The 23,915-nt window shown below is 72.0% G+C and carries 19 protein-coding genes; 9 read left to right on the forward strand and 10 right to left on the reverse strand.

What is annotated here, in order from left to right:
• Nucleotides 1–45 precede the first annotated feature (45 nt).
• A complete protein-coding gene (locus D0Z08_RS02530; protein ID WP_118922289.1) occupies nt 46–1,716 on the forward strand; it encodes a DUF885 domain-containing protein in 1,671 nt (556 codons plus the stop codon).
• Between the two features lie 7 nt (nt 1,717–1,723).
• Nucleotides 1,724–2,806: a DNA glycosylase AlkZ-like family protein gene (locus D0Z08_RS02535; protein ID WP_245993562.1), complete on the forward strand. Its 1,083-nt coding sequence runs from the start codon at nt 1,724–1,726 to the stop codon at nt 2,804–2,806.
• A gap of 10 nt (nt 2,807–2,816) precedes the next feature.
• On the opposite strand, the gene D0Z08_RS02540 is transcribed toward D0Z08_RS02535, so the two are convergent.
• Nucleotides 2,817–4,016: a hypothetical protein gene (locus D0Z08_RS02540; protein WP_118922293.1), complete on the reverse strand. Its 1,200-nt coding sequence runs from the start codon at nt 4,014–4,016 to the stop codon at nt 2,817–2,819.
• Nucleotides 4,009–4,527 (reverse strand): RNA polymerase sigma factor, encoded by a 519-nt coding sequence (locus tag D0Z08_RS02545; protein ID WP_118922295.1) that lies wholly within the window; start codon nt 4,525–4,527, stop codon nt 4,009–4,011. The genes D0Z08_RS02540 and D0Z08_RS02545 overlap by 8 nt, the downstream gene beginning before the upstream one ends.
• A gap of 85 nt (nt 4,528–4,612) precedes the next feature.
• Here D0Z08_RS02545 and D0Z08_RS02550 point away from each other — a divergent pair, with 85 nt between their 5' ends.
• Nucleotides 4,613–5,227, forward strand: a complete 615-nt coding sequence (locus D0Z08_RS02550; RefSeq protein ID WP_245993564.1) for a Maf family protein — start codon at nt 4,613–4,615, stop codon at nt 5,225–5,227.
• A gap of 64 nt (nt 5,228–5,291) precedes the next feature.
• Here D0Z08_RS02550 and D0Z08_RS02555 read toward each other — a convergent pair whose 3' ends face one another.
• The 4 genes from D0Z08_RS02555 to D0Z08_RS02570 form a co-directional block, all read right to left on the reverse strand.
• On the reverse strand, nt 5,292–6,134 hold the full coding sequence (locus tag D0Z08_RS02555) for a hypothetical protein (protein ID WP_147381293.1): 843 nt from the start codon (nt 6,132–6,134) through the stop codon (nt 5,292–5,294).
• Between the two features lie 38 nt (nt 6,135–6,172).
• Complete coding sequence (locus D0Z08_RS02560) at nt 6,173–6,688, reverse strand: SigE family RNA polymerase sigma factor (RefSeq protein ID WP_118922301.1); 516 nt, start codon at nt 6,686–6,688, stop codon at nt 6,173–6,175.
• 80 nt (nt 6,689–6,768) lie between these two features.
• Complete coding sequence (locus tag D0Z08_RS02565; protein WP_118922303.1) at nt 6,769–7,980, reverse strand: acyl-CoA dehydrogenase family protein; 1,212 nt, start codon at nt 7,978–7,980, stop codon at nt 6,769–6,771.
• 81 nt (nt 7,981–8,061) lie between these two features.
• Entirely contained in the window at nt 8,062–8,703 is a 642-nt protein-coding gene (locus D0Z08_RS02570) for an NADPH-dependent F420 reductase (RefSeq protein WP_118922305.1), read from the reverse strand.
• A gap of 139 nt (nt 8,704–8,842) precedes the next feature.
• Here D0Z08_RS02570 and D0Z08_RS02575 point away from each other — a divergent pair, with 139 nt between their 5' ends.
• The 3 genes from D0Z08_RS02575 to D0Z08_RS02585 are packed head-to-tail and all read left to right on the forward strand — an operon-like array spanning nt 8,843 to nt 12,576.
• Nucleotides 8,843–10,636, forward strand: a complete 1,794-nt coding sequence (locus tag D0Z08_RS02575; protein ID WP_118922307.1) for an acetyl/propionyl/methylcrotonyl-CoA carboxylase subunit alpha — start codon at nt 8,843–8,845, stop codon at nt 10,634–10,636.
• Nucleotides 10,637–10,666: 30 nt separating this feature from the next.
• Nucleotides 10,667–11,149 carry a PH domain-containing protein gene (locus tag D0Z08_RS02580; RefSeq protein WP_118922309.1) on the forward strand — a complete coding sequence of 161 codons (483 nt, stop codon included), beginning with the start codon at nt 10,667–10,669 and terminating at the stop codon, nt 11,147–11,149.
• Complete coding sequence (locus D0Z08_RS02585; protein ID WP_118922311.1) at nt 11,146–12,576, forward strand: PH domain-containing protein; 1,431 nt, start codon at nt 11,146–11,148, stop codon at nt 12,574–12,576. Before D0Z08_RS02580 ends, D0Z08_RS02585 begins: the two co-directional genes overlap by 4 nt.
• On the opposite strand, the gene D0Z08_RS02590 is transcribed toward D0Z08_RS02585, so the two are convergent.
• Nucleotides 12,573–13,289 (reverse strand): TetR/AcrR family transcriptional regulator, encoded by a 717-nt coding sequence (locus D0Z08_RS02590; protein WP_118922313.1) that lies wholly within the window; start codon nt 13,287–13,289, stop codon nt 12,573–12,575. The two genes, D0Z08_RS02585 and D0Z08_RS02590, sit on opposite strands and share 4 nt — an antisense overlap.
• A gap of 131 nt (nt 13,290–13,420) precedes the next feature.
• Between D0Z08_RS02590 and D0Z08_RS02595 the strand changes: the two genes are divergently transcribed.
• Complete coding sequence (locus D0Z08_RS02595) at nt 13,421–14,353, forward strand: NAD-dependent epimerase/dehydratase family protein (RefSeq protein WP_118922315.1); 933 nt, start codon at nt 13,421–13,423, stop codon at nt 14,351–14,353.
• A gap of 39 nt (nt 14,354–14,392) precedes the next feature.
• Here the strand turns inward: D0Z08_RS02595 and D0Z08_RS02600 are convergent, their stop codons facing one another.
• On the reverse strand, nt 14,393–15,265 hold the full coding sequence (locus D0Z08_RS02600) for a calcium-binding protein (protein WP_118922317.1): 873 nt from the start codon (nt 15,263–15,265) through the stop codon (nt 14,393–14,395).
• A 122-nt stretch (nt 15,266–15,387) separates the two neighbouring features.
• Here D0Z08_RS02600 and D0Z08_RS02605 point away from each other — a divergent pair, with 122 nt between their 5' ends.
• Entirely contained in the window at nt 15,388–18,783 is a 3,396-nt protein-coding gene (locus tag D0Z08_RS02605; RefSeq protein ID WP_118922319.1) for a pyruvate carboxylase, read from the forward strand.
• Between the two features lie 19 nt (nt 18,784–18,802).
• Here the strand turns inward: D0Z08_RS02605 and D0Z08_RS02610 are convergent, their stop codons facing one another.
• Nucleotides 18,803–19,969: a calcium-binding protein gene (locus tag D0Z08_RS02610; protein WP_118922321.1), complete on the reverse strand. Its 1,167-nt coding sequence runs from the start codon at nt 19,967–19,969 to the stop codon at nt 18,803–18,805.
• A 70-nt stretch (nt 19,970–20,039) separates the two neighbouring features.
• The gene (locus D0Z08_RS02615; protein ID WP_118922323.1) at nt 20,040–21,200 is read right to left on the reverse strand and encodes a SpoIID/LytB domain-containing protein; all 1,161 of its coding nucleotides are present in this window, start codon (nt 21,198–21,200) and stop codon (nt 20,040–20,042) included.
• 92 nt (nt 21,201–21,292) lie between these two features.
• Between D0Z08_RS02615 and valS the strand changes: the two genes are divergently transcribed.
• On the forward strand, nt 21,293–23,908 hold the full coding sequence (gene valS / locus D0Z08_RS02620; RefSeq protein WP_118922325.1) for a valine--tRNA ligase: 2,616 nt from the start codon (nt 21,293–21,295) through the stop codon (nt 23,906–23,908).
• The last annotated feature ends 7 nt before the right edge of the window (nt 23,909–23,915 follow it).

Genomic DNA, 23,915 nt, shown 5'->3' on the forward strand with positions numbered 1-23,915 from the left:
CCATCCCGGGTGCGGGCCGTCGGTGCCGGGATCTAGGGTCGCGCCATGACCCGACCTGTCGACGCTCGGACCGATCAGTACGTCGAGGATGTCGTCGCCCTCGACCCGCTCACCGCGACCTTCGCGGGCATCGCCGGCCATGACGACCGGCTGCCCGACCTGTCGCCCGCCGGCTTCGACGCGCGGGAGGAGCTGAACCGCCGTTCGCTGGCCGACGTGGCTGCGATCCAACCCAGCGACGAGCGCGAGCGGGTCGCCCAGGAGGCGTTCCTCGAGCGGGTCGGGCTGGAGGTGGAGAAGGCGGACGCCGGCTTCGAGCGCTCGGCGTTCTCGGTGATCAGCAGCGGCATCCACGCGGTGCGCGAGGTGTTCGACCTGATGCCGACCGCCACCACGGAAGACTGGCAGACCATCGGCGACCGGCTGGCCGCGATCCCGGACGCCGTCGCCGGCTACCGCGAGACGCTCGAGGCCGAGGCCGCCGCGGGCCGGGTGTCCGCGCGCCGGCAGTACGTCGAGGTGGCGAGCCAGATCCGCGGCTGGACCGGCCAGGAGGGCGCGTCCGGCGACTACTTCGGCAACCTCGTCGCCGAGGCCCCCGACGGGCTGCGGGACCGGCTGACGTCGGTCGCGGCGGCGGCCACGGCGTCGTACGCCGACTTCGGGCGGTTCGCCGAGACGGAGCTGGCGCCGCAGGGGCGCGAGGTCGACGGGGTCGGCCGTGAGCAGTACGCGCTCGAGTCCCGCTACTTCCTCGGCGCCGATGTCGACCTCGAGGAGACCTACGCCTGGGGCTGGGAGGAGCTCAAGCGGATCGAGGACGACATGGCCACGACCGCGCAGCGGATCGTGGCCGGCGGATCCGTCGACGACGCGGTCAAGGCCCTCGACGCCGACCCGGCGCGCGACTGCGGTAGCCGCGAGGCGTTCGAGGCGTGGATGCAGGAGCGGGCCGACGGCATCCTGGCCAGCTTCGACGGCGTCCACTTCGACATCGCCGAGCCGATCCGCACGATCGCGTGCAAGGTGGCGCCGATCAACGACGGCGGGGCTTGGTACACGCCGCCGTCCGAGGACTTCTCCCGACCCGGCACGATGTGGTTCTCGTTCACCGACGACCACGAGATCTACTCGAAGTGGCGCGAGACCACCACGGTCTTCCACGAGGGCGTGCCGGGCCACCACCTCCAGTGCGCCCAGGTCGTGCACCGCGCCGACCTGCTCAACCGCTGGCAGCGGCTGCTGTGCTGGATCAGCGGCCACGGCGAGGGCTGGGCTCTCTACTCCGAGCGGCTGATGGACGAGCTCGGCTACTTCGAGGATCCGGGCGACCGGCTCGGCTTCCTCGACATGCAGGGCTTCCGGGCGGCACGGGTGATCGTCGACATCGGCGTCCACCTCGGCCTGACCATCCCCGCGGACAACCCGTACGGCTGGCGGCCGGGCGAGGTCTGGGACGGCGAGAAGGTCTTCGAGTTCATGCGTGCCCACTCGCGGATGGAGGACGGGCAGCTCGGCTTCGAGGTCAACCGCTACCTCGGCTGGCCAGGCCAGGCGCCGTCGTACAAGGTCGGCGAGCGGATCTGGCTGCAGGCGCGCGACGAGGTCAAGATGCGGAAGGGCGACGCGTTCGACCTCAAGGAGTTCCACACCGCGGCCCTCAACCTCGGCTCGATCGGCCTCGACCCGCTGAAGGCGGCCCTCGGCCGGCTGTGAGCTGGTCGTGATCACGCTCGATCGCGAGCAGGCGCGCCGGATCGCGGTCCGCGCGCAGCTGCTCGACGCCTACCGGCCGGCGTCGCTGGTGGCGACGGTCGACCACCTCACCCTGCTCCAGATCGACCCGACGGCGGCCATCGCGCCGAACGTCGACCTCGTCTCCTGGTCGCGACTCGGCGACGCCTACGACCACTCCGACCTGCGGTTCGCGATCGAGGAGGAGCGTTCGCTCGTCGAGCACTCCTCCTACGTGCGACCGATGGACGACATCGGGCTGGTGCTGGCCACCGCCGAGGACCGGATGCACTCCAGCTTGTTCGACTGGCTCGACGCCAACGCCGGCTTCCGCGCCGACGTCGTCGGGCTGCTCGCGGCCGAGGGACCGCTCACCGCTGCCGAGATCCCCGACACGTCGCAGGTGCCGTGGCAGTCCTCGGGGTGGACCAACGACAAGAACGTCGACCGGATGCTCGAGCTGCTCTGCCGCACGGGCGACGTGGCGATCAGCGGCCGGCGCGGGAAGTTCCGCACCTGGGACGTCCCCGAGCGGGTCTACCCGGCGGACCTGGAGGTCCCGGCGTACGACGAGGCCCGGGCCATGCTCGACGCGCGACGGCTCACCTCGCTCGGGATCGCCCGGCCGACCTCGAAGGTCCAGGGCGAGGAGATCGGCGCCGCCGGGCTGGGTGAGAGCTGTGTGGTCGACAGGATCGCCGGCGAGTGGCGGGTCGACGCCGACGCGCTGGCCGCGATGGACGAGCCGTTCGAGCCGCGGACCGCGCTGCTGTCGCCGTACGACCGGCTCGTCTACGACCGCGAGCGGGCACTCGACCTCTTCGACTTCGAGTACGTCCTGGAGATGTACAAGCCGGCAGCGAAGCGGCGGTGGGGCTACTTCGCGCTGCCGATCCTCCACGGCGACCGCCTCGTCGGGAAGCTCGACGCCAAGGTCGACCGCAAGGCCCACGTGCTGCGGGTGTTCGCCGTGCACGAGGACTTCCCCTGGGAGCCCGCGATCGGTGACGCGGTCGACGCCGAGATCGACCAGCTCGCGACCTGGCTCGGGGTCGAGGTCGTCCGCGGCTGAGTCGTCCGGGTCAGCGGGCGGCGAGCTCCTCCCACGTCCCGCCGCCGTCGGTCGACTCGAAGAGGCGCTTGTCGACCGCGATGAGCAGGGTCGGCCCGCCGGCCGTGTCGACCACGTCCATCAGCGTCGAGTCGTCGACATCCGTCACCTCGGGCGCGGACGAGGGGATCCGCTCCAGCTGCCCGTCGGCCCAGCGGTAGACACCGGACTCCCGCGGCGGGCCGCTGCCGTCGCCCCAGAGGTCGCCGAGGAACCGGATCTCCCCATCCACGGTCCACACCCCGGAGAATGAGGCCAGCTCGCCGTCGTACTCCGTCTCGGCGAAGCTGCCGCCGTCGGCGGGCATGGTCAGGACGCCCGCCAGCGGCCCGATGGTCGCGCCGTCCGAGACCATCGCGATCGCGTGCTCGGTGCCGGCTGCCGAGGGGACGACCTGCGGGATCCACATGTAGTCGGCGTCGAACGACGTCGTGTGCCAGGACGCGCCGCCGTCGTCCGACCAGTGATAGGTCGCGGTCTGCGTCCCGGAGTCGTGGTGGACGCTGGTGATCGCGGTCAGCCGCCCGCCGTAGGCGTCGATCCGGAACGCCTGCTCCGGCGCGTCGACCGGGTGCGCACGAGCACGGTCAGGGTCGACGGCGACCAAGCCGTCGCTGGTCGACACCGGTACCTCGCCGTCGGCGACGGGCGCGTCTGAGCCGGAGACCTCGACCCGGGTCCACTCACCGTCCAGACCGGCGACCCACACCCTCGACTGAGTCTGGTCGCTGAGGACGAACCGGTCGCCGGCCGCGACGACGTACCCGGGGATCGGGAGCTGCGCCAGGCTGCGGGTGACGAAGCCGTCGCCGCTGACCGCCAAGCCCCACTGCTCGCGATTGACCACCCGCCAGAACACCGCGGTCGCACCACTCTCGGAGACCGCCGCGTCGCCGACCACGGCGTTCGGGTGGTCGACGATCCGCTCGGGCCCCTCGCCCGCCGGCGGGTCCTCGATCACCGTCGATGGCGGGCTCGGCGCAGGCTCCGGCTCCTTGTCGGCGTCGGTGCCGACGAGCTGGCCGATCCCGATGATCGAGGCGACGGCGAGGGCGGCCCCACCGGCCGTCAGGCCGTTGCGGACGTTGCGGCGGCGCTGGCCCTTGCGCAGGACCTCGTCGAAGCTCGGCACCTGCGCGGCGTCGGCGGCTGCCTGTGCGATGTCATGCATGGGAACCTCCCAGTACGTCCGAGCCGTCGTGCCCGAGTGCGGCCGCGAGGGCCGTGCGCCCCCGGCTGAGCCGGGCTTTCACTGTGCCTTCGGGCACCCCCAGCGTGGCGGCGACCTCGGCGACCGGCAGGTCGGCCAGGTAGTGGAGCGCGAGCGTCTCGCGCTGGTGGTCCGGCAGCGTTCTGAGCGCAGCGACCACCTGCATCCGGTCGTCGCTCAGGTCCGGCTGGTGCACCGCGTCGGGTTGAGCGGTGCGGCCGAGGAGTCGCTCACCGACGACCCGGCGGCGGTGACGGGACCGGGCGACGTTCACCGCGACCGTTCGCAGCCAGGCCTCGGGGTTGTCGAGGCGCTCGAAGGTACGACGCCGGCTCACTGCCTTCGCAAACGCCTCGGCGACGACGTCCTCGGCTTCCGAGAGGTCGCCGCAGACGCCGTACAGCTGGCCGACGAGGCGCCGGTACGACGCATCGAAACAGCGCTGGATCGGATCTTCCGACTCCCCGCCCATGGCACCTCCTCCGGACTGCTTTCCACCCGTACGACCCGTGAGTGCCCCGTCGGGTTGCATGCCGTCGGTGGTTAATGTTCGGGGCGTGCCGAACCTCGTGCTCGCGTCCGCCTCCCCCGCCCGGCTGACCACGCTCCGCAACGCTGGCCTCGACCCCACGGTGATCATCTCCGGTGTGGACGAGTCGCAGGCCGACGGGCTGCCGCCGTTCGAGATGGCGCTGCAGCTGGCCGAGCTCAAGTGCGCCGCGGTCGCGGGCCGCGACGGCGTGCCCGAGGGCGCGCTGGTGCTCGGTTGTGACTCCGTGCTCGAGCTCGACGGCGAGGCCCTCGGCAAGCCCGACGACGCGACCGACGCCGTACGTCGCTGGCAATCGATGCGCGGGCGGTCCGGCGTCCTCTACACCGGACACTGCCTGCGCGACACCGCCACGGGACAGGTCGCCGCCGCGACCGCGTCGACCACCGTCTACTTCGCCGAGGTGACCGACGAGGAGATCGACGCGTACGTCGCGACCGGCGAGCCGCTCCACGTCGCCGGCGCGTTCACCGTCGACGGCCTGGGCGGCGCGTTCGTCACCGGCATCGACGGCGACCACCACAACGTGGTCGGCGTCAGCCTCCCGTTGCTCCGCGACCTGGTGATCGAGCTCGGCCACTCCTGGACCGAGCTCTGGTCGCCGGGCGCGCGTCGTACCTGAACTTCCGGCCCCCTTTCGCGCGAAAGAGGGGCCGGAAGTTCAGGTACGACGCTCCGCTCGCGGGCTACTCCGCCAGGACGAAGGTGATCGAGTCCCGGACGGCAGTCGCCCGGGCCACGGTTTCCTGCGTTGCCTCGCGGTGATGGACCAGCTCGACCACGATCGGGGTGCCGTCGACATCGACGACCTGGAAGTCGATCACGACCACCCGGTCGCGCTGGTTGAGGCTCTGGTAGTAGGAGATGCCGTGGCCGCCGTCGGTCGCGTTCGCCACGACGTAGACGTCGTCGCAGGAGTCGACGATCCGCACCTGCAGGTGGTGGGCCGGGTATCCGAAGGCCTCGCCCCGCTCCGGCGGCTCCAGGACCGTGGCGCCGGGCAGCGTGGTCAGCTGGCGCGCCACCTCCTGGGTGGTCTCCCCGGCCGGGCGGCCGGGCTGGCCCCACGGCTCGGCCCCGGAACGAACGGCCACGCACGCGCTCTCGCCGGGGAGGGACTCGAGCTGGTAGATCGCCAGCACGGCCCAATCTCTGTCGGTCGTCCCGGTGAACGGGTCGCCGCTCGCGTCCCAGCCGTCGCCGAAGGTCAGGTCGGCCTGGATATCGCGAGTGTCGTTGAAACCGACGGTCTTGCGGTAGGTGCCGGGCTCGAGGGGAAGACCGTTCCGGTCGACGTACGGCGGTGGCCCTTCGTCGACCGGGGCGTCGCTCGTCTCCGCCACCGACGGGTCCTCCGCGGGCGGGATGTCGTCGTCGTCCGAGCCGAGCTGGGTGATGCCGAAAATCCCACCGCCCACCAGCACGACCGCGGCGGCCGCTCCGCCGAGCACGGTGAGGTTGCGGCGGCGACGGCGGCCCTGCCCGCCGCTGATCAGGCCGTCCAGGTCGGGGCGTGTTGCGTTGGTCATCTCTGCCTCCTGGCTGAGCACTGCTCTGAGTTCGTGTTCTAGGTCCATGACTCGCCCACTTCCTCCCCGACGCCCGACGCGGCCAAGGCCCGTCGGAGCGCCTTCATCGCCGACGACGACTGTGACTTCACGGTTCCCGGCGCGCAGCCGAGCGCGCCGGCGATCTCCGCCTCGCTCAGGTCCTCGTAGTAGCGCAGGACGATGACGGCCCGTTGGCGCGCAGGGAGGGCGCACACCAGCGGCCAGAGCAGGGAGCGGTCGAGGACCGAGCCCTCGTCCGACTCCCGCGGGACCTCGGGCAGGTCGCGGGTCGGCTGCTCGCCGATCCAGGCCCTCCGCCGGCTCGACACCAGGGTGTTGGCCAGCATCCGACGCACGTAGGCCTCGGGGTGGTCCATCCTGCCGATCCGTCCCCAGCTCACGTACGCCTTCTCGAGCGTCGTCTGCAGCAGGTCCTCGGCACCGGTCGGTGACGCCGCCAACAGGTAGGCGAGCCGGTAGAGCGACGTCCAGCGGGCACCGACGAACTCGGCGAAGTCCTCGTCGTTGCTCATCGGTCACCCCCTGCCGCGTTGTGGTAACCCCTCAACGCGATGGTGGGCGATCCGGTTCGTTCGCGGACCGAAATCCGTCTTTACTCGACGGGCAGGCCCAGGCCCCGGGCGATCAGCATCCGCTGCACCTCGGACGTCCCCTCGCCGATCTCGAGGATCTTGGCGTCGCGGTAGAAGCGCGCGACGGCGTACTCCTCCATGAAGCCGTAGCCGCCGAAGACCTGGGTCGCGATCCGGGTGGCCGTGACAGCGGACTCGGTCGAGTAGAGCTTGGCGATCGCGGCCGCGTGCTTGAACTGCTTCGTGCTCGGCCCACCGGGGGTGTCCATGGCGTCCTTCATCGCGGCCGCCTTGTAGGTCAGCAGCCGCGAGGCGTGGAGCATCACCTCGAGGTCGGCGATCTGGAAGGCGACCCCCTGCTTGCGGCCGATGGGGCCGCCGAAGGTCTGGCGCTCGCCGGCGTACTCGACGCAGAGGTCGACGCAGGCCTGGATCAGGCCGACAGCGAGGGCGGCGATGGCGACCCGGCCGTCGTCGAGGATCGCGAGGAACTGGGCGAAGCCCCGGCCGCGCTCCCCCAGCAGGTGGTCGGCCGGCACCCGACAGTCCGCGAACGTCAACGGGTGGGTGTCGGAGATGTGCCAGCCGAGCTTGTCGTAGGCCGGCTCCGCGGTGAACCCGGGGGTCCCGGCGGGGACGATGATCGCCGAGATCTCGAGCCTCTGCTCGCCGGTCGAGCTTGTCGAGACCCCGGTCCGCGCGGTCACGGTCACCAGGGAGGTCAGCTCCGAGCCGGAGTTGGTGATGAACTGCTTGCTGCCGTTGACGACCCACTCGTCATCGTCGAGGACGGCCTTGGTGCGCGTCGCGCCGGCGTCGGATCCGGCGCCCGGCTCGGTGAGGCCGAACCCGGCGAGCCGCCGGCCGCTCACCAGGTCGGGCAGCCAGGTCTGCTTCTGCGCAGGCGTGCCGTAGCTGAGGATCGGGTTGATGCCGAGACCGACACCCGCCTCGAGGGTGATGCCCATCGACTGGTCGACCCGGCCCAGCTCCTCGATGGCGAGGCAGAGCGAGGTGAAGGGACCGTCCTCGGGCGTGAGCCCGGCGCCGCCGTACTCCTCCGGCGCGACGAGCCCGAACAGGCCGAGGTCGCCCATCTGCTGCACGACCTCCGTGGGGAAGTGGTGGTCCTTGTCCCACTGCGCGACGTACGGCGCGATCGCGGCCTCCGCGAAGTCGCGGACGGTACGGCGGAACTCCTCGTGCTCACGGGACAGCTCGAACGACGTCATGCGGGCATCGTAACCCGCGAGGTTAACGTTTGTTAACCGGTCTCGAGGCAGTCGCTGCGCAACCTCGTCGACCACCGAAGGTCAGCGGACGACCTTCCAGTTGAACATCGGCGAACCCACCGCCCCCATCAGCCGGAGCCACGCCGGCATCAACCACTCGACGCCGCGCGCCGTCGACACGTCGCCCAGGTCGAGGACGTCGGTGTGGCCGAGCTCAGTGAGCAGGTAGGTCACGGTCGCCTTGGCGTCGGCGTCATCACCCGAGACGAAGACGGTCCCGGGATCGGGCAGCCGGTCGGGGTGGGCCATCAGCTCGGCGGTCATCGTGTTGAGCGACTTCACCACTCGCGCAGCCGGGAACGCACGCTGGACCTGCTCGGCGATCGAGTCGTCCTGCGGGGCGGTGATCAGCGGCGGGAACCCGCGGGAGAAGTCCAGCCCGTTCGACACGTCGAGCAGGACCTTCCCGTCGCCGGCCTGACCGAGCACCTCGAGCGTGACCGTGCCGCTGGTGGCGTTGACCACCACATCGGCCGTGGCGGCGGCGTCGGCGAAGGTCGCCAGCCGGACGGCCGGGTTCTCGACCGCCCAGGCGGCGTACTCCGGCTTGACGCTCGTGGTGGCAGGGTCACGGGTGCCGACCGTGACGTCGTGGGCCAGTTCGGCGAAGCGGGCGGCGAGAGCCCGGCCGACCATGCCGGTGCCGAGGACTGCGATCTCCATGGCCTGTGTCTACTGCTCGCCGGGCGCTGCCACAACCGAACCGCGCCGGCCCGCGCCTGCCCAGATCTGAACGCCCCGTGCGGCGGCCGGACCGGCGCGCCCTAGACTGCCGGACGTTCCAGACGACGAGGAGAGTCGCGTGCCCGAGTCCAAGCCGTTGCAGAAGGTCCTGATCGCCAACCGTGGTGAGATCGCGGTCCGGGTGATCCGCGCTTGCAAGGATGCCGGGATCGGCTCCGTCGCGGTCTACGCCGAGCCCGACCGGGACGCGCTGTTCGTGCGGCTTGCCGACGAGGCCTACTCGCTCAACGGCGCCACCCCGGGCGACTCCTACCTGGTGATCGACAAGATCCTGGCCGCGGCCAAGGAGTCCGGCGCCGACTCGGTGCACCCGGGCTACGGCTTCCTCGCCGAGAACGCCGAGTTCGCCCAGGCCGTGATCGACGCCGGGCTGATCTGGATCGGCCCCTCCCCCGAGGCCATCGAGGGCCTCGGCGACAAGGCGAAGGCCAAGCAGATCGCCCTCGCGGCCGGCGCCCCGCTCGCCCCAGGCCTCAAGGACGCGGTCAAGGACGCCGACGAGATCGTCGGCTTCGCCAAGGAGCACGGCCTGCCCGTCGCCATCAAGGCCGTCTTCGGCGGCGGCGGTCGCGGTCTGAAGGTCGCCCGCACGCTCGAGGAGATCCCCGACCTCTACGAGTCGGCCGTCCGTGAGGCGATCAGCGCCTTCGGTCGCGGCGAGTGCCTGGTGGAGAAGTTCCTGGACCGCCCGCGCCACGTCGAGACCCAGTGCCTGGCCGACCAGCACGGCAACGTCGTCGTCGTCTCCACCCGCGACTGCTCCCTTCAGCGCCGCCACCAGAAGCTGGTCGAGGAGGCGCCCGCGCCGTTCCTCACCGACGACCAGGTCAAGCGCCTCTACGACTCCTCCAAGGCGATCCTCAAGGAGGCCGGCTACGTCGGCGCCGGCACCTGCGAGTTCCTGGTCGCCGCCGACGGCACCATCTCCTTCCTCGAGGTCAACACCCGGCTCCAGGTCGAGCACTGTGTCTCCGAGGAGGTCACCGGCATCGACCTGGTCCGCGAGATGTTCCGGATCGCGGCCGGCGAGGAGCTCGGCTACGACGACCCCGAGATCCGCGGCCACTCCATCGAGTTCCGCATCAACGCCGAGGACGGCGGCAACAACTTCATGCCGGCCCCCGGCACGCTGACCAGGTGGAACCCGCCGGCCGGCCCCGGCGTCCGGCTCGACGGTGGCTACGAGAACGGCGAGACCATTCCCGGCGCCTTCGACTCCCTCGTCGCCAAGCTGATCGTCACCGGCAAGGACCGCACGCAGGCCATCGAGCGCTCGCGTCGCGCCCTGTCGGAGTTCGAGGTCGACGGCATGCCCACCGCGATCACGTTCCACGAGGTCATCGTCAACGACCCGGCCTGGGTCGGCGCCTCCAACCCCTCCGGCGAGGGCGACTTCACCGTCTACACCACCTGGATCGAGACCGACTTCGACAACCAGATCACGCCGTATGACAACAAGGGCGGCGAGGGCTCTGCTCTTGGGGAGCCCGACGAGCGGCAGACGGTCGTGGTCGAGGTCGGCGGCCGGCGGCTCGAGGTCGTCATCCCGGCCGGGCTCGGTGGCCTCGCGGCCGGCGGTGCGACCGCGAAGAAGCCCAAGCGCGCCGGCGGCAAGAAGGCCGGAGCCGCCGCGTCCGGAGACTCCGTCACCAGCCCGATGCAGGGCACCATCGTCAAGATCGCGGTCGAGGAGGGCCAGGAGGTCGCCGAGGGCGACGTCGTCGTCGTCATCGAGGCCATGAAGATGGAGCAGCCCCTCAAGGCCCACAAGGCCGGCACCGTGACCGGCCTCAAGGCCGCGGTCGGCGAGACCATCGGCAACGGCGAAGTCATCTGCGAGCTCAAGGGCTGAGCCAGCCACCCGTCGTCTAGGTTCGGTCGCGTGACCGAGCTTCGCGACCCCGTGCACCAGGTCAGCCCGAAAGCTCGGACCCTGTGGCGCCTGCAGTGCGCCATCAGCGGCGGCGTCGTCGTGATCGGACTGGTCGTGGCCGCTGTCGCGTGGCGTGAGTGCGACGCCCGCTGGTGGGTCGTGCTCGCCGCGGCCCTGCTGGCGGCGGCGTACACCGTCGTCGTACCGCAGTGGCGCTACCTCGTGCACCGCTGGGAGATCACCGAGACGGCCGTCTACACCCAGCGCGGCTGGTGGGCACGCGAGCGCCGGATCGCCCCGATGTCCCGCGTGCAGACCGTGGACCTCGCGCAAGGCCCCCTGGACCGGCTGTTCGGGCTGGCCACGCTGACCGTGACGACGGCGTCGGCCGCCGGTGCCCTCCAGGTCGAGGGGCTCGACCACGACCTCGCCCTCCAGCTCTCCGAGCGCCTCACCCGGAGCGCCGAGGCCGCCGGAGGCGACGCCACGTGACCGACGGGCCGTGGCTGCGCCTGGATCCACGGATGCTGCTCGTGCACCCGATCGACGAGCTCCGCAAGTACGTCGTACCTCTCGCCGCGACCGCCATCTTCGGGGCGACCCAGGGCGGCGGACCGTTCGTTGCCGTCGTCGCGATCCTCGCTCCCCTCGTGCTCGGCGTGGTCCGCTACCTGACGACCAGCTACCGCGTCGCCGAGGGCCGGGTCGAGCTGCGACGCGGTCTGCTCAACCGGCAGCGACTCTCCGCGCCGATCGACCGGGTGCGCACCGTCGACATCGCCGCTCCGGTCATCCACCGCATGGTCGGGCTGACCACCCTGACGATCGGCACCGGCGGCGTCGGCGGCGACAGCGACGAGCTGAAGCTCGACGGGCTGACGGCCGCCCAGGGGCAGGACCTCCGCCGGGTGCTCCTCGCGGAGCGGTCCCCCACCCCCGAGGATGCGGTCGACGTTGCGCCACCGGTCGCGCAGTACGAGCCGGGGTGGCTCCGGTTCGCGCCGTTCACCAGCGCGGGGATCGCGATCCTCGGCGGTCTCCTGGGTGCCGGAGCGCAGCTGCTCAACGAGGTCGACATCCAGGTGGACGTGGTCGCCGAGGATCTCGCCGGCGAGGCGACGACGGCAGTGCTCGCGGCCGTCGTCGGGATCGGCGTCCTCGTCCTCGTCCTGACCGTGATCGGCTACCTCGTCACCAACTGGCGGTTCACGCTGCGCCGCCAGGCGGACACCTGGCACGTGAGCCGCGGCCTCCTCACCACCCGCGAGACCTCGATCGACGTCGACCGCCTGGCCGGCGTCTCCGTGGCCGAGCCCCCGGGGCTCCGGTTGGCCCGGGGCGCGAGGCTCACCGCGATCGTCACCGGGCTCGGCGGCGCCCAGCGCGGATCGCAGGTGCTGGTGCCGCCGGCGCCGGACGACGTCGTGCGGCGCGCGGGTGCCGCCGTCCTCGGGTCGGACCTGCCGCTCATGGCTCCGCTGACCAGCCACGGACCGGCCGCCGTACGACGCCGCTGGGTCCGCGCGCTCGGGCCGGCGGCGGCGCTGGCCGCCGTACCTGTCGGCCTCGTCGTGGCCGGGGCCCCGGTCTGGGTCCTGGCCGTGCCTGCGGTCGTGCTCGGGGTGGCGGTGGCGCTCGCCTTCGACCGCACCCGCTCCCTCGGCCACGCGCGCGTCGACGGCCACGTCGTCACCCGCTCGGGATCGTTGCTCCGGAGCCGGGACGCGCTCGCCGACGCCCACGTGATCGGCTGGACGTTCCAGGACACCTGGTTCCAGCGGCGGGCCGGCCTCACCACGCTCGCAGCGACGACGGCCGGCGGGCGCGGCAAGGTCGAGGCCCTCGACATCCCGCAGTCACGTGCGGTCGCAGTCGCCGCCGAGGTGACACCCGCGCTCGTCGCCCAGTTCACCGCCTAGCCGTCGGCTGGTGGCGGAGCGAGACCGAGATCGTCGGCCAGCACGAGAAGATGCCGCTCGAAGAGCGCCTCGGGGTCACCGAGCCCGTCCGGCCCGTACTGACCGAACACCTCGAAGCTGACGCAGCCGAACACGCCCGCCCAGCCCAGCACCCCGCGCGCGATCACCGGGTCGGGCAGGGCCACCCCGAACTGGTCGCGCACTCCCTCCATCCCGGCCGCGAGGCCGGCCGTCATCGGCCCGTCCTCGGCCGGGACGACCAGCGCGCCGGCCGCGAGCGCGTCGGCAGCGATGCCGAGGAGCAGTCGGACCAGCCGGGTGCCGGGGTCGGTCGTCTGCTCAGCAGGCGCGTGGTAGCCCGGCACCGGCGCACCGTAGAGCAGGGCGTACGTCGCCGGCTCGGCCAACGCCCAGCGTCGGATCGCGCGGCCATAGGTGGCGAACCGGTCGAAGTAGCGATCCTCCGGAACGTCGGCCAGCGCGGCGTCGACAGCATCGCCGAGCTCGTCGTACCCGTTGACGACGAGGAGGGTCAACAGCTCGTCCCGGCTCTTGACGTAGCGGTACACCGCCGACGACACGACGCCCAGGTCGCGGGCCACCGCGCGGAGCGACAGCGCCGCGGCGCCGTACGCGGCCAGGTGCAGCCGGCCGATCCGGGTGATGTCGTCCATGGTCTGCGCGCGAGCGCGCTGTCGCGGGGTGCCTGCCATGTCGGCATCATGCCACAGGAGTGAACAGTTGCCGCAAAAGTGAGCACTGCTCTTGCTCTCCGTGCGCCGAGGTGCTTTCCTCAATTCGAGAGCACTGCTCTCCATTCACTCGAACCTCTGGAAGGACCCCCATGAACCAGCTCCACGTCGTCACCGGCGCCGGCCCCGTCGGCACCACCGTCGCTCTCCAGCTCGCCGACCAGGGCCACCGCGTGCGGATCCTCACCCGCTCCGGCAGCGGACCCGAGCACCCGCTGGTCGAGCGCCGGAAGGCCGACGTCTCGAAGGTCGACAGCCTGGCCGAGGCGTTCGCCGACGCGGTCGCCGTCCACCACTGCATCCACGGCTCGCGGTACGCCGCCGCCACGTGGCGGGCCGAGCTGCTGCCAGCCGAGCAGGCGATCCTCGAGGCCGCCGGCCGGGCCGGCGCGGTCGTCGTCTTCCCCGAGAGCCTCTACGCGTACGGCGTCGTCGACGGCACGATCACGGAGGACCTCCCCCGCAACGCGACCATCGGCAAGCCCGGTGTGCGGACCGAGCTGCTCCGTGGCCGGGCCGCCTCCACAACACCGACCGTCAGCGTCGCCGCGTCCGACTTCTTCGGGCCGCTGGTCCGGACCGCCCACGCCGGCGACCGGATGGTGCCCACGATCCTGGCCGGCCGGACGATGCGGGTCGTGGGCAGCCTGGACCAGCCGCACTCCTTCACCTACGTTCCCGACCTCGCCGCTGCGATGATCCGAGCCGCGGCGGACCCGGCGCTGTGGGGCTCGGTGCTGCACGCGCCGACCGCGGCGCCGGTCACCCAGCGCCAGCTGATCGAGGCGTTCGCGCACGCAGCCGGGGTGCCGGTGCCGAAGGTCGGGACCATCCCCGCGGGACTGCTGCGCCTGATCGGGCTGGTCCACGGCGACACCCGGGAGCTGGCCGAGATGAGCTTTCAGCTCACCGCACCCTTCGACCTCGACTCCAGCCGCAGCGAGGAGCGACTCGGGCTGAAGCCGACGGCCTTCGACACCGCGGTCCAGGCGACCGTCGACTGGTGGCGGACGCAGGAGCTCTGAGCGCGGGCGACGCGAGGGCGCCGCTCTCGACCCCGGGATCTACGCCGCGGTTCTCGCCGCCCGGGCTGCGCTGCCCGGCTGAAGCCGCACCGCGGAGAGCCCGGGCGGCGGGACGGACGGGTCGCAGTCGCCCCACTCGGTCTCGGCGCAGCTGTTGAGACCGCCGATCACGGCGGCGACGTCACGGCGGCCGTCGCCGCCGTTGATGATGTCGTCGCCGTCGCCGGCCGACACGACGTCGTTGCCGCCGTACGTCGATGCGCTCAGGCTGCCGTTGATCGCGATCACGCTGTCGCTGGCGTCGGTGCCGACGTAGGTCCAGGAATGGTCGCCCTTCAGCCAGACCAGCTCCCACCCACCGAACGCACCGGGCTCGTTCGCGGGCTCGGGGCCGAGGATCAGCAGCTGCTCGGCCTGGTCCATCAGCACCGGCTGGGTGCCGCTGACGGTCAGGGTCAGCAGGTCGAGGCCCTCGTCGCCGATCAGGGTGACGGGCGCACCCGCAGCTGTGCGCACGTCGACGGTCTCGTCGCCCACCCCGCCGACGACGCGGTCCGCCCCGGACGGGCTGGTGACGGCGTCGTCGCCGAGACCGCCGATCGCGACGTCGTCGCCCACGCCGGTCAGGAGCCGGTCGTTGCCCGGGCCACCGCACACGACGTCGTCCCCGCCGTAGCCCCGCACCAGGTCGTTCCCGCCCCTCGCGACGATCACGTCGACGCCGGACGTCCCGGCGAGGGTGTCGTTGCGGTCGGTGCCGACGATCGTGGCGCGCCGGCCGTCGCAGGTGGCGCCGGCGACCGCGAGCTCGGCGCCCGGCCCGTCGCCGTCGCGGGAGATGCCGAACAGCGCGGCCAGCACCGCCAGTCCCAGCAGTGCCACCACCGCCGCAAGCATCGCGCGTCCGCGCATCGTCCCTCCTCGGCATCTGAGCCTACGGCGGCCGTGGGGCGGGGAACGACCGCAACGCCGGACACCATTGGTACGACTTGTCCCACGGAACGCGCCTGTCGCGAGCCCCTAGGCTGGCCGTCATGTTCTCGAAGGTGCTGGTGGCCAACCGGGGCGAGATCGCGATCCGGGCCTTTCGCGCGGCCTACGAGATGGGCGCCGGCACCGTCGCCGTCTTCCCCTACGAGGACCGCTGGTCCGAGCACCGGCTGCGCGCGGACGAGGCGTACGAGATCGGCGAGCGCGGCCACCCGGTCCGCAACTACCTCGACCCCGAGGCGATCGTCGAGGTCGCGGTGCGGGCCGGCGCGGACGCGGTCTACCCCGGCTACGGGTTCCTCTCGGAGAACCCGAACCTCGCCGAGGCCTGCGTCAATGCGGGGATCACGTTCGTCGGACCGCCGTCGACCGTGCTGGAGCTGACCGGCAACAAGGCGCGGGCGATCGCGGCCGCCAGGGAGGCGGGTGTGCCGACGCTGGCCGGCGTCGACCCCTCGACGGACGTCGACTCACTGGTCGAGGCGGCCTCGGCACTGCCGTTCCCGGTGTTCGTCAAGGCGGTCGCGGGCGGCGGCGGGCGCGGCATGCGCCGGGTCGACGACAAGGCGAAGCTGCGGGAGGCGATCGAGGCCTGCATGCGCGAGGGCGAGGCTGCGTTCGGCGACGCGACCGTCTTCGTCGAGCAGGCCGTCGTCGACCCGCGCCACATCGAGGTGCAGATCCTCGCCGATCACACCGGTGAGGTGATCCACCTGTTCGAGCGTGACTGCTCGGTCCAGCGGCGCCACCAGAAGGTCGTGGAGATCGCACCCGCCCCGCACCTCGACCCGGAGCTGCGCGAGCGGATCTGCGCGGACGCCGTACGGTTCGCCCGCGCGATCGGCTACCGCAACGCCGGCACGGTGGAGTTCCTGCTCGACCCGCAGGGCAACTACGTCTTCATCGAGATGAACCCGCGGATCCAGGTGGAGCACACGGTGACCGAGGAGGTCACCGACGTCGACCTGGTCCAGTCCCAGCTGCGGATCGCGGCCGGCGAGACGCTCGCCGACCTCGGCCTCACCCAGGACTCGATCCGGCTCCGCGGCGCAGCCCTGCAGTGCCGGATCACCACCGAGGACCCCGCCAACGGGTTCCGTCCGGACACCGGCAAGATCACGACGTACCGCTCACCCGGCGGCCCGGGCGTCCGGCTCGACGGCGGTACGACGTACAACGGCGCGGAGGTCAGCCCGCACTTCGACTCGATGCTGGCCAAGCTGACCTGCCGCGGCCGGACCTTCGACGAGGCGGTGCAGAAGGCGCAGCGCGCCGTCGCGGAGTTCCGGATCCGCGGCGTCCGGACGAACCTCGGGTTCCTGCAGGCGGTGCTCCGCGACCCCGACTTCACCGCCGGCGGGGTGACCACGTCCTTCATCGACACCCACCCCCAGCTGCTGGTGGCCCGCAAGTCCGTCGACCAGGGCGGACAGCTGCTGCGCTACCTGGCCGAGACGACGGTCAACAAGCCGTACGGCGAGCCGCCCGTCACCCTCGAACCGGTCACCAAGCTGCCGCCGCTGTCGCTGGAGGCGCACGCACCCGACGGCACCCGGCAGCAGCTGCTCAGGTTCGGACCGGAGGAGTTCGCACGACGGCTGAGGGAGCAGAAGGAGGTCGCGGTCACCGACACGACGTTCCGCGACGCCCACCAGAGCCTGCTGGCCACCCGGGTCCGCACGATCGACCTGCTCGGCGCGGCCGGCCACGTCGCCCGGATGACGCCGCAGCTGTGGTCGGTCGAGTGCTGGGGCGGTGCGACCTACGACGTCGCGCTGCGGTTCCTGTCCGAGGACCCGTGGGACCGGCTCGCGCGGCTGCGGCAGGCGATGCCGAACATCTGCCTGCAGATGCTGCTGCGGGGGCGCAACACCGTCGGCTACACGCCGTACCCGACCGAGGTGACCACCGCTTTCGTCGACGAGGCGGCCGCGACCGGGATCGACGTGTTCCGGATCTTCGACGCCCTCAACGACGTCGAGCAGATGCGGCCCGCGATCGACGCGGTCCGCTCGACCACGACCGCGGTCGCCGAGGTCGCGCTGTGCTACACCGGAGACCTCTCCGACCCCGGCGAGAAGCTCTACACCCTCGACTACTACCTGCGGCTGGCCGAGCAGATCGTCGACGCCGGCGCCCACGTGCTGGCGATCAAGGACATGGCCGGCCTGCTCCGCGCACCCGCCGCCCGCCGACTGGTGACCGCACTGCGGGAGCGGTTCGACCTGCCCGTCCACCTGCACACCCACGACACCCCCGGCGGCCAGCTCGCCACCCTCCTCGCGGCGATCGACGCCGGAGTGGACGCGGTCGACGCGGCCGCCGCCTCGATGTCGGGCACGACCTCGCAGCCCTCACTCACCGCGCTGGTCGCGGCGACCGACCACTCCGACCGCGAGACCGGCCTCGACATCGGCGCCGTCAGCGCCCTGGAGCCCTACTGGGAGGCCGTGCGCCGGGTCTACGCGCCCTTCGAGTCGGGCCTCGCCTCCCCCACCGGCCGGGTCTACCGGCACGAGATCCCCGGCGGCCAGCTCTCCAACCTGCGGCAGCAGGCGATCGCGCTCGGGCTCGGTGAGCGCTTCGAGCAGGTCGAGGACATGTACGCCGCCGCCAACGACATCCTCGGCAACGTCCCCAAGGTCACCCCGTCCTCGAAGGTGATCGGCGACCTGGCGCTCGCCCTCGTCGGGCTCGGAGCCGACCCTGCCGAGTTCGCCGACGACCCCGGCAGCTTCGACATCCCGGCCTCGGTCATCGGGTTCCTCCACGGCGAGCTCGGCGATCCGCCGGGCGGCTGGCCCGAGCCGTTCCGCACGAAGGCGCTCGAGGGCCGCGAGTGGACCCCGCCGGCGGCGGAGCTGTCGGAACAGGATCGCCACAGCCTCACTGTGTCCTCGGGGACCTCGGGCGACCGCCGGCACACCCTCAACCGGCTGCTGTTCCCGGGCCCGACCAAGGAGTTCGACGCCGCGCAGACGACGTACGGCGACGTCTCCATCCTCCCCACGCTCGAGTACCTCTACGGCCTCCGGGTCGGCGAGGAGCACGCGTTCGACCTCGAGGAGGGACGCCGGCTGCTGCTCGGGCTCGAGGCGATCGGCGAGCCCGACGAGCGCGGCTACCGGACCGTGCTGTGCCGGATGAACGGCCAGCTCCGCCCGATCCCCGTTCGCGACCTCAGCATCACCGCCGACGCGGCGGGCGCCGAGAAGGCCGACCCGGGCAACCCCGACCACGTCGCGGCGCCCTACCAGGGCGCGGTCACGGTGGTCGTCGCCGAGGGCGACGAGGTCGAGGCCGGCGCCACCGTGGCGACGATCGAGGCGATGAAGATGGAGGCCTCGATCACCGCACCGCGGGCCGGCAAGGTCGCCCGGCTCGGGTTCACCGGCACCCGCCCGGTCGAGGGCGGCGACCTGGTGCTCGTGCTGGAGTAGGTCTCCGGCGGTCGAGACCTTATGCCTCGCAGGCCACCTGGACCTCGGTGACGCAGACGTCGCCACCCGGCCCGCCCTCGCCACGGTCGAAGCCTCGGTCGCCCACGAGCAGGTCGTTGCCGCCGAGCCCGCGGAGGAGGTCGTCGCCGCCCAGGCCCTTCAGGTAGTCGCCGCGGGCGGTGCCGGTCAGACGGTCGCCCCTGCGTGAGCCGAACAGCACCTCGACGCGATCGAACCGCACCAGTCGATCACCCCAGGTCGCGGTGCCGGTGGTGAGGCTGGCGGTCACGCCACGCAGCACCTCCTCGAACGACAGCACGTCGGCCGCACGTCCACCGTCGGCCGTGCCACCGCCCTTGGCCAACACCTGGAACAGGTCACGGCCGACTCCGCCGCGGGAGGTGCCACTGCGCATCACGAACCGGTCGTTGCCACCCTCGCCGAGCGCGGTGCCGGTGCGGACCACCACGAAGGTGTCGTTGCCGACGCCGCCCCGTGCCTCGCCCGAGGACACCCGGAGGAGGTCGGCGCCGCCGAACCCGAAGACCTGGTCGGCCCCACCACCGCCGGCGAGCCTGTCGGCGGCCGCGGAGCCGCGGAGGACGTCGGCGAGCGTGCTGCCCAGCAGCGACTCGACGTGACCGACCGAGTCGTGGCCGGCACCGTCGACGAAGCCGCTCCCCCAGTCGGTGGTGATCGCCGTGGCCGACTCCTGGTAGCTGAGCGTGTCCTTGCCGGTGCCGCCGGTGACCTGGTCGTCGCCGGCAGCCTCGAGCACCAGGTCGGCCCCACCCGCGGCGCGCACCAGGTCGTTGTCGGCGCCTCCACGCAGGATGTCGTCGCCGGGTCCGCCCCGCACCTGGTCGTCCCCGGCCTCGCCCCGGAGGTTGTCGGCTCCACCACCGCCGTCGAGCGCGTCCCCACCCTCGCCGCCGAAGACCCGGTCCTTCCCACCGCCGCCGCAGACGACGTCGTCGCCACCGCGGGCGTGGAACACGTCGTCGCCCGGCCCCAGGACCACCACGTCCGCGAGCAGCGTGCCGCGGAGATCGTCGTCACCGTCCGTGCCGACGATCGTCGCCGTCCGGCCCTGGCAGGACTCGACCGCCGCTGCGGGGGTCGCGAGCAGGGTCGAGGGAGCCGCCAGCACCGGGACCGCCAGGGCGAGAGCAAAGATCTTCCGCATGACCACTCCAACGAGCGGAGTCGGAGCGCGTCACCGGCGTCCAGACTGTGAGAACAGCGCCGGATTCGGCCTAGACCACCCGGAACCAGGTCGACCTGAGCCCGAAGACGCTGCGGAAGTCGTCACCGTCGACCGCTGGCGTGGCGTTGCTGCCGACGATCCGGATCCTGAGCACCCGGCCGTTCCACGTGCCGTTGCCGTCGCGGCGCAGGATCCGGAGCCGTTGGAAGTCGCCGATCGCCGGGTAGGCGTTCTCGATCGTGGTCGCGCGGAGCGTGGTGCGCCACGCGTTCACGGGATCCCAGTCGTCCTGCTTCGCGACCTGGTAGGGCACGGAACCTGCGACGGTCCACCCGCCGTTGCTGGACGAGAACTCGGTGAAAGCCGGCGTCCCGGCGGCCAGCAGCACCTCGCCGGCGGTGGCCCGGATCGCGGCGTCGCTGGCCGGGTGACGGTCGTCGAGCCCGCCGTACACCTGGCAGGAGGTGGTGTCGCACAGGTCGTAGGGATCTCCCTGCGAGTCCGCCCGGTGGAAAGCGGCGTAGGTCCGCGCCGCGACCGCTTGTGCCTTGACCGCCTCCGGGGGCCACAGTGCCGGCACCTCCCGCGGTACGACGCCGCGCAGGTAGGCCTCGAGGCGCACCACGTTGACCGTGTCCCGTCCCCCGTCGACGACCGTCGAGCGGAGCGCACCCTGGTAGCGGGTCACCCCGGACGGGGTGACCAGGGCGAGGGCACCGCGTGCGGCCCTGAGCTCGGCCTCGCCCGGCACGGTCCGCACCGATCGCCACCGGTCGGTGAGGACGGAGACGCGGGTCGCACCGCCGACGGCGGCGGTCAGCCGCCACCTCTTCGCGCCGTCCTGCCGCAGTGCCCAGGAGTCACCCGTCGCCACCTGGCGGACCGACAGCCGCCGCCTGTCGTCGATGACCACGTCGTCGGAGGTGTCGCCCGAGATCTGCACCCGGATCACACCGGGCGCGGTACCGAACGCGAGCCCGGGGTAGTAGAAGCGCAGGATCTGGCGGTGGGTGCGGTCGTGCTCGGACGCCGCACCCTGGGCGCCGTACTGCGACATCCCGCGGCCGTGGCCGTAGCCGCGACCCTCGAGCGTGACCGACGACGGGCCGGCGAGCGCCGCCTCGGCCGGGGCCGAGGGCGGGGTCGGGAACGTGACGACGGCGAGGGAGAGCGCGCCGGCGAGGAGCGCGCGGATCCGGGTCGAGGTCATCCGGCGACCCTACGTCGCGCGCCAACCTCGCGACGCGCGTCACAGAGAACTCAATTCAGCGAAAACCCCAGGTCACCCTAGGCTTGTGGGCTATGACCGAGATCCACGAGCAGGCCGCAGAACCGACCAGCACCGACCCCGGTGCGGTCGCGGTACCGGACCGGCCCGCGCTCGAGGGCCTCGAGGAGAAGTGGGCCGAGCGGTGGAAGACGGACGCGACGTACGCGTTCGACCGCAGCCAGCCGCGGGACAACGTCTACTCCATCGACACGCCGCCGCCGACCGTCAGCGGCAGCCTCCACGTCGGCCACGTCTTCTCCTACACCCACACCGACCTGATCGCCCGCTACCGGCGGATGACCGGCAAGTCCGTCTTCTACCCGATGGGCTGGGACGACAACGGCCTGCCGACCGAGCGCCGGGTGCAGAACTACTTCGGCGTCCGGTGTGACCCGTCGCTCCCCTACGACCCGGACTTCACCCCGCCGGAGAAGCCCGACCCCAAGCGCCAGATCCCGATCAGCCGCCCCAACTTCGTCGCGCTGTGCGAGCAGCTCGTCGAGCAGGACGAGCTGGTCTTCGAGTCGCTCTGGCGCACGCTCGGGCTCTCCGTCGACTGGGACACGACCTACACGACGATCGGCAGCCGCGCGCAGGCCGTGAGCCAGCGCGCCTTCCTGCGCAACCTCGCCCGCGGCGAGGCCTACCTGCAGGAGGCGCCGACGCTCTGGGACGTCACCTTCCAGACCGCGGTCGCGCAGGCCGAGCTCGAGGCGCGCGACTATGCGGGGCACTACCACCGGGTCGCGTTCCACCAGCCTGACGGGGCGCCGGTCCACATCGAGACCACCCGGCCCGAGCTGATCGCCAGCGCCGTCGCGCTGATCGCCCACCCCGACGACGAGCGCTACCAGGGGCTGTTCGGCACCACGGTCACCTCGCCGATCTTCGGCGTCGAGATCCCCGTGCTCGCCCACGCCGCCGCCGAGATGGACAAGGGCGCCGGCATCGCCATGTGCTGCACCTTCGGTGACCTCACCGACGTCCAGTGGTGGCGCGAGCTGCAGCTGCCGGTCCGCACCGTGATCGGCCGCGACGGCCGCCTCCACCGCGACACGCCCGAGTGGCTGTCGAGCGAGCAGGCCGCGACGGCGTACGCCGATCTCGCCGGCAAGACCGTCTTCTCCGCCCGGGAGGCGATGGTCACCAAGCTGCGCGAGTCCGGCGACCTCGACGGCGACCCGACTCCCACGCAGCGGATGGCGAACTTCTACGAGAAGGGCGACAAGCCGCTCGAGATCGTCTCCACCCGCCAGTGGTACATCAGCAACGGCGGCCGCGACGCCAAGATCCGCGAGCAGATGATCGCGCGCGGTGCGGAGATCGAGTGGCTGCCGCCGCACATGCGACACCGGTTCGACAACTGGGTCGGGGGCCTCAACGGCGACTGGCTGATCTCGCGGCAGCGGTTCTTCGGCATCCCGTTCCCGGTCTGGTACCCGCTCGACGGTGAGGGCGACCCCGACTACGCCGGGCTCCTGGTCCCCACCGAGGCGGAGCTGCCCGTCGACCCGTCGACCGACGTGCCGGCCGGCTACACCGAGGACCAGCGCGGCAAGCCCGGTGGCTTCATCGGCGACCCCGACATCATGGACACCTGGGCGACGTCCTCGCTCACCCCGCACATCGCCGGCGGGTGGGTCGACGACGAGGACCTCTGGGAGCGGGTGTTCCCGATGGACCTCTGCACCCACGCCCACGACATCATCCGCACCTGGCTGTTCAGCCGGGTCGTCCGCGCCCACTTCGAGAACGACACCGCGCCGTGGTCGCACGCGATGATCTCCGGCTTCATCGTCGACCCGGACCGCAAGAAGATGTCGAAGTCCAAGGGCAACGTCGTGGTCCCCAACGACATCCTCGACAAGTACGGCGCCGACGCGGTCCGCTGGCGTGCCGCCATCGCCCGCCCCGGCCTGGACTCGCCGTTCGACGAGACCCAGATGAAGGTCGGCCGCCGGCTGGCGATGAAGGTCCTCAACGCGTCGAAGTTCGTGCTCGGCAGCGTCGGCGCAACGACGTTCAGTCCCGCGCTCGTCGGCGAGCAGGTCGACGCCGCGCTGCTCGGGCGGCTCGCCACCGTGGTCGGCAGAGCGACCGACGCGTTCGACGCCTACGACTACACGACGGCGCTCGAGGTCACCGAGAAGTTCTTCTGGGAGTTCTGCGACGACTACCTCGAGCTGGTCAAGGAGCGGGCGTACGCCGGCGGCAGCGACGCGTCCGCATCGGCCCGGGCCACACTGGCGCTCGCCCTCCACGTCCAGCTGCGGCTGCTCGCGCCGTTCCTGCCCTACGTGACCGAGGAGGTCTGGTCGTGGTGGCAGGAGGGCTCGGTGCACCGGGCGGCGTGGCCGACGGCCGGCGAGCTGGGGTCGGCCGCCGCGGCCGACGGCACCGCCGTCGACGCGATCGCCGCGGCGCTGGCCGGCATCCGGGGCGCGAAGTCGCAGGCCAAGGTCTCGATGCGGACCGAGCTCGACCGGGTCGAGATCACCGGCCCCGGGCGGCTCGTGGCGAACGCCGAGATGGCGACAGCGGACCTCCGGGCAGCCGGCAAGGTCACCGGCGACCTGGTCTTCACGGTCGACGAGGACGCGACCGAGCTGTCCGTCGCCGCCGAGATCGCGGAGCAGGCGGCTCAGTAGGGCCGCC

The sequence above is a fragment of the Nocardioides immobilis genome (genome assembly GCF_003515065.1).
In the GTDB taxonomy this organism is placed as follows: Bacteria; Actinomycetota; Actinomycetes; order Propionibacteriales; family Nocardioidaceae; genus Nocardioides; species Nocardioides immobilis.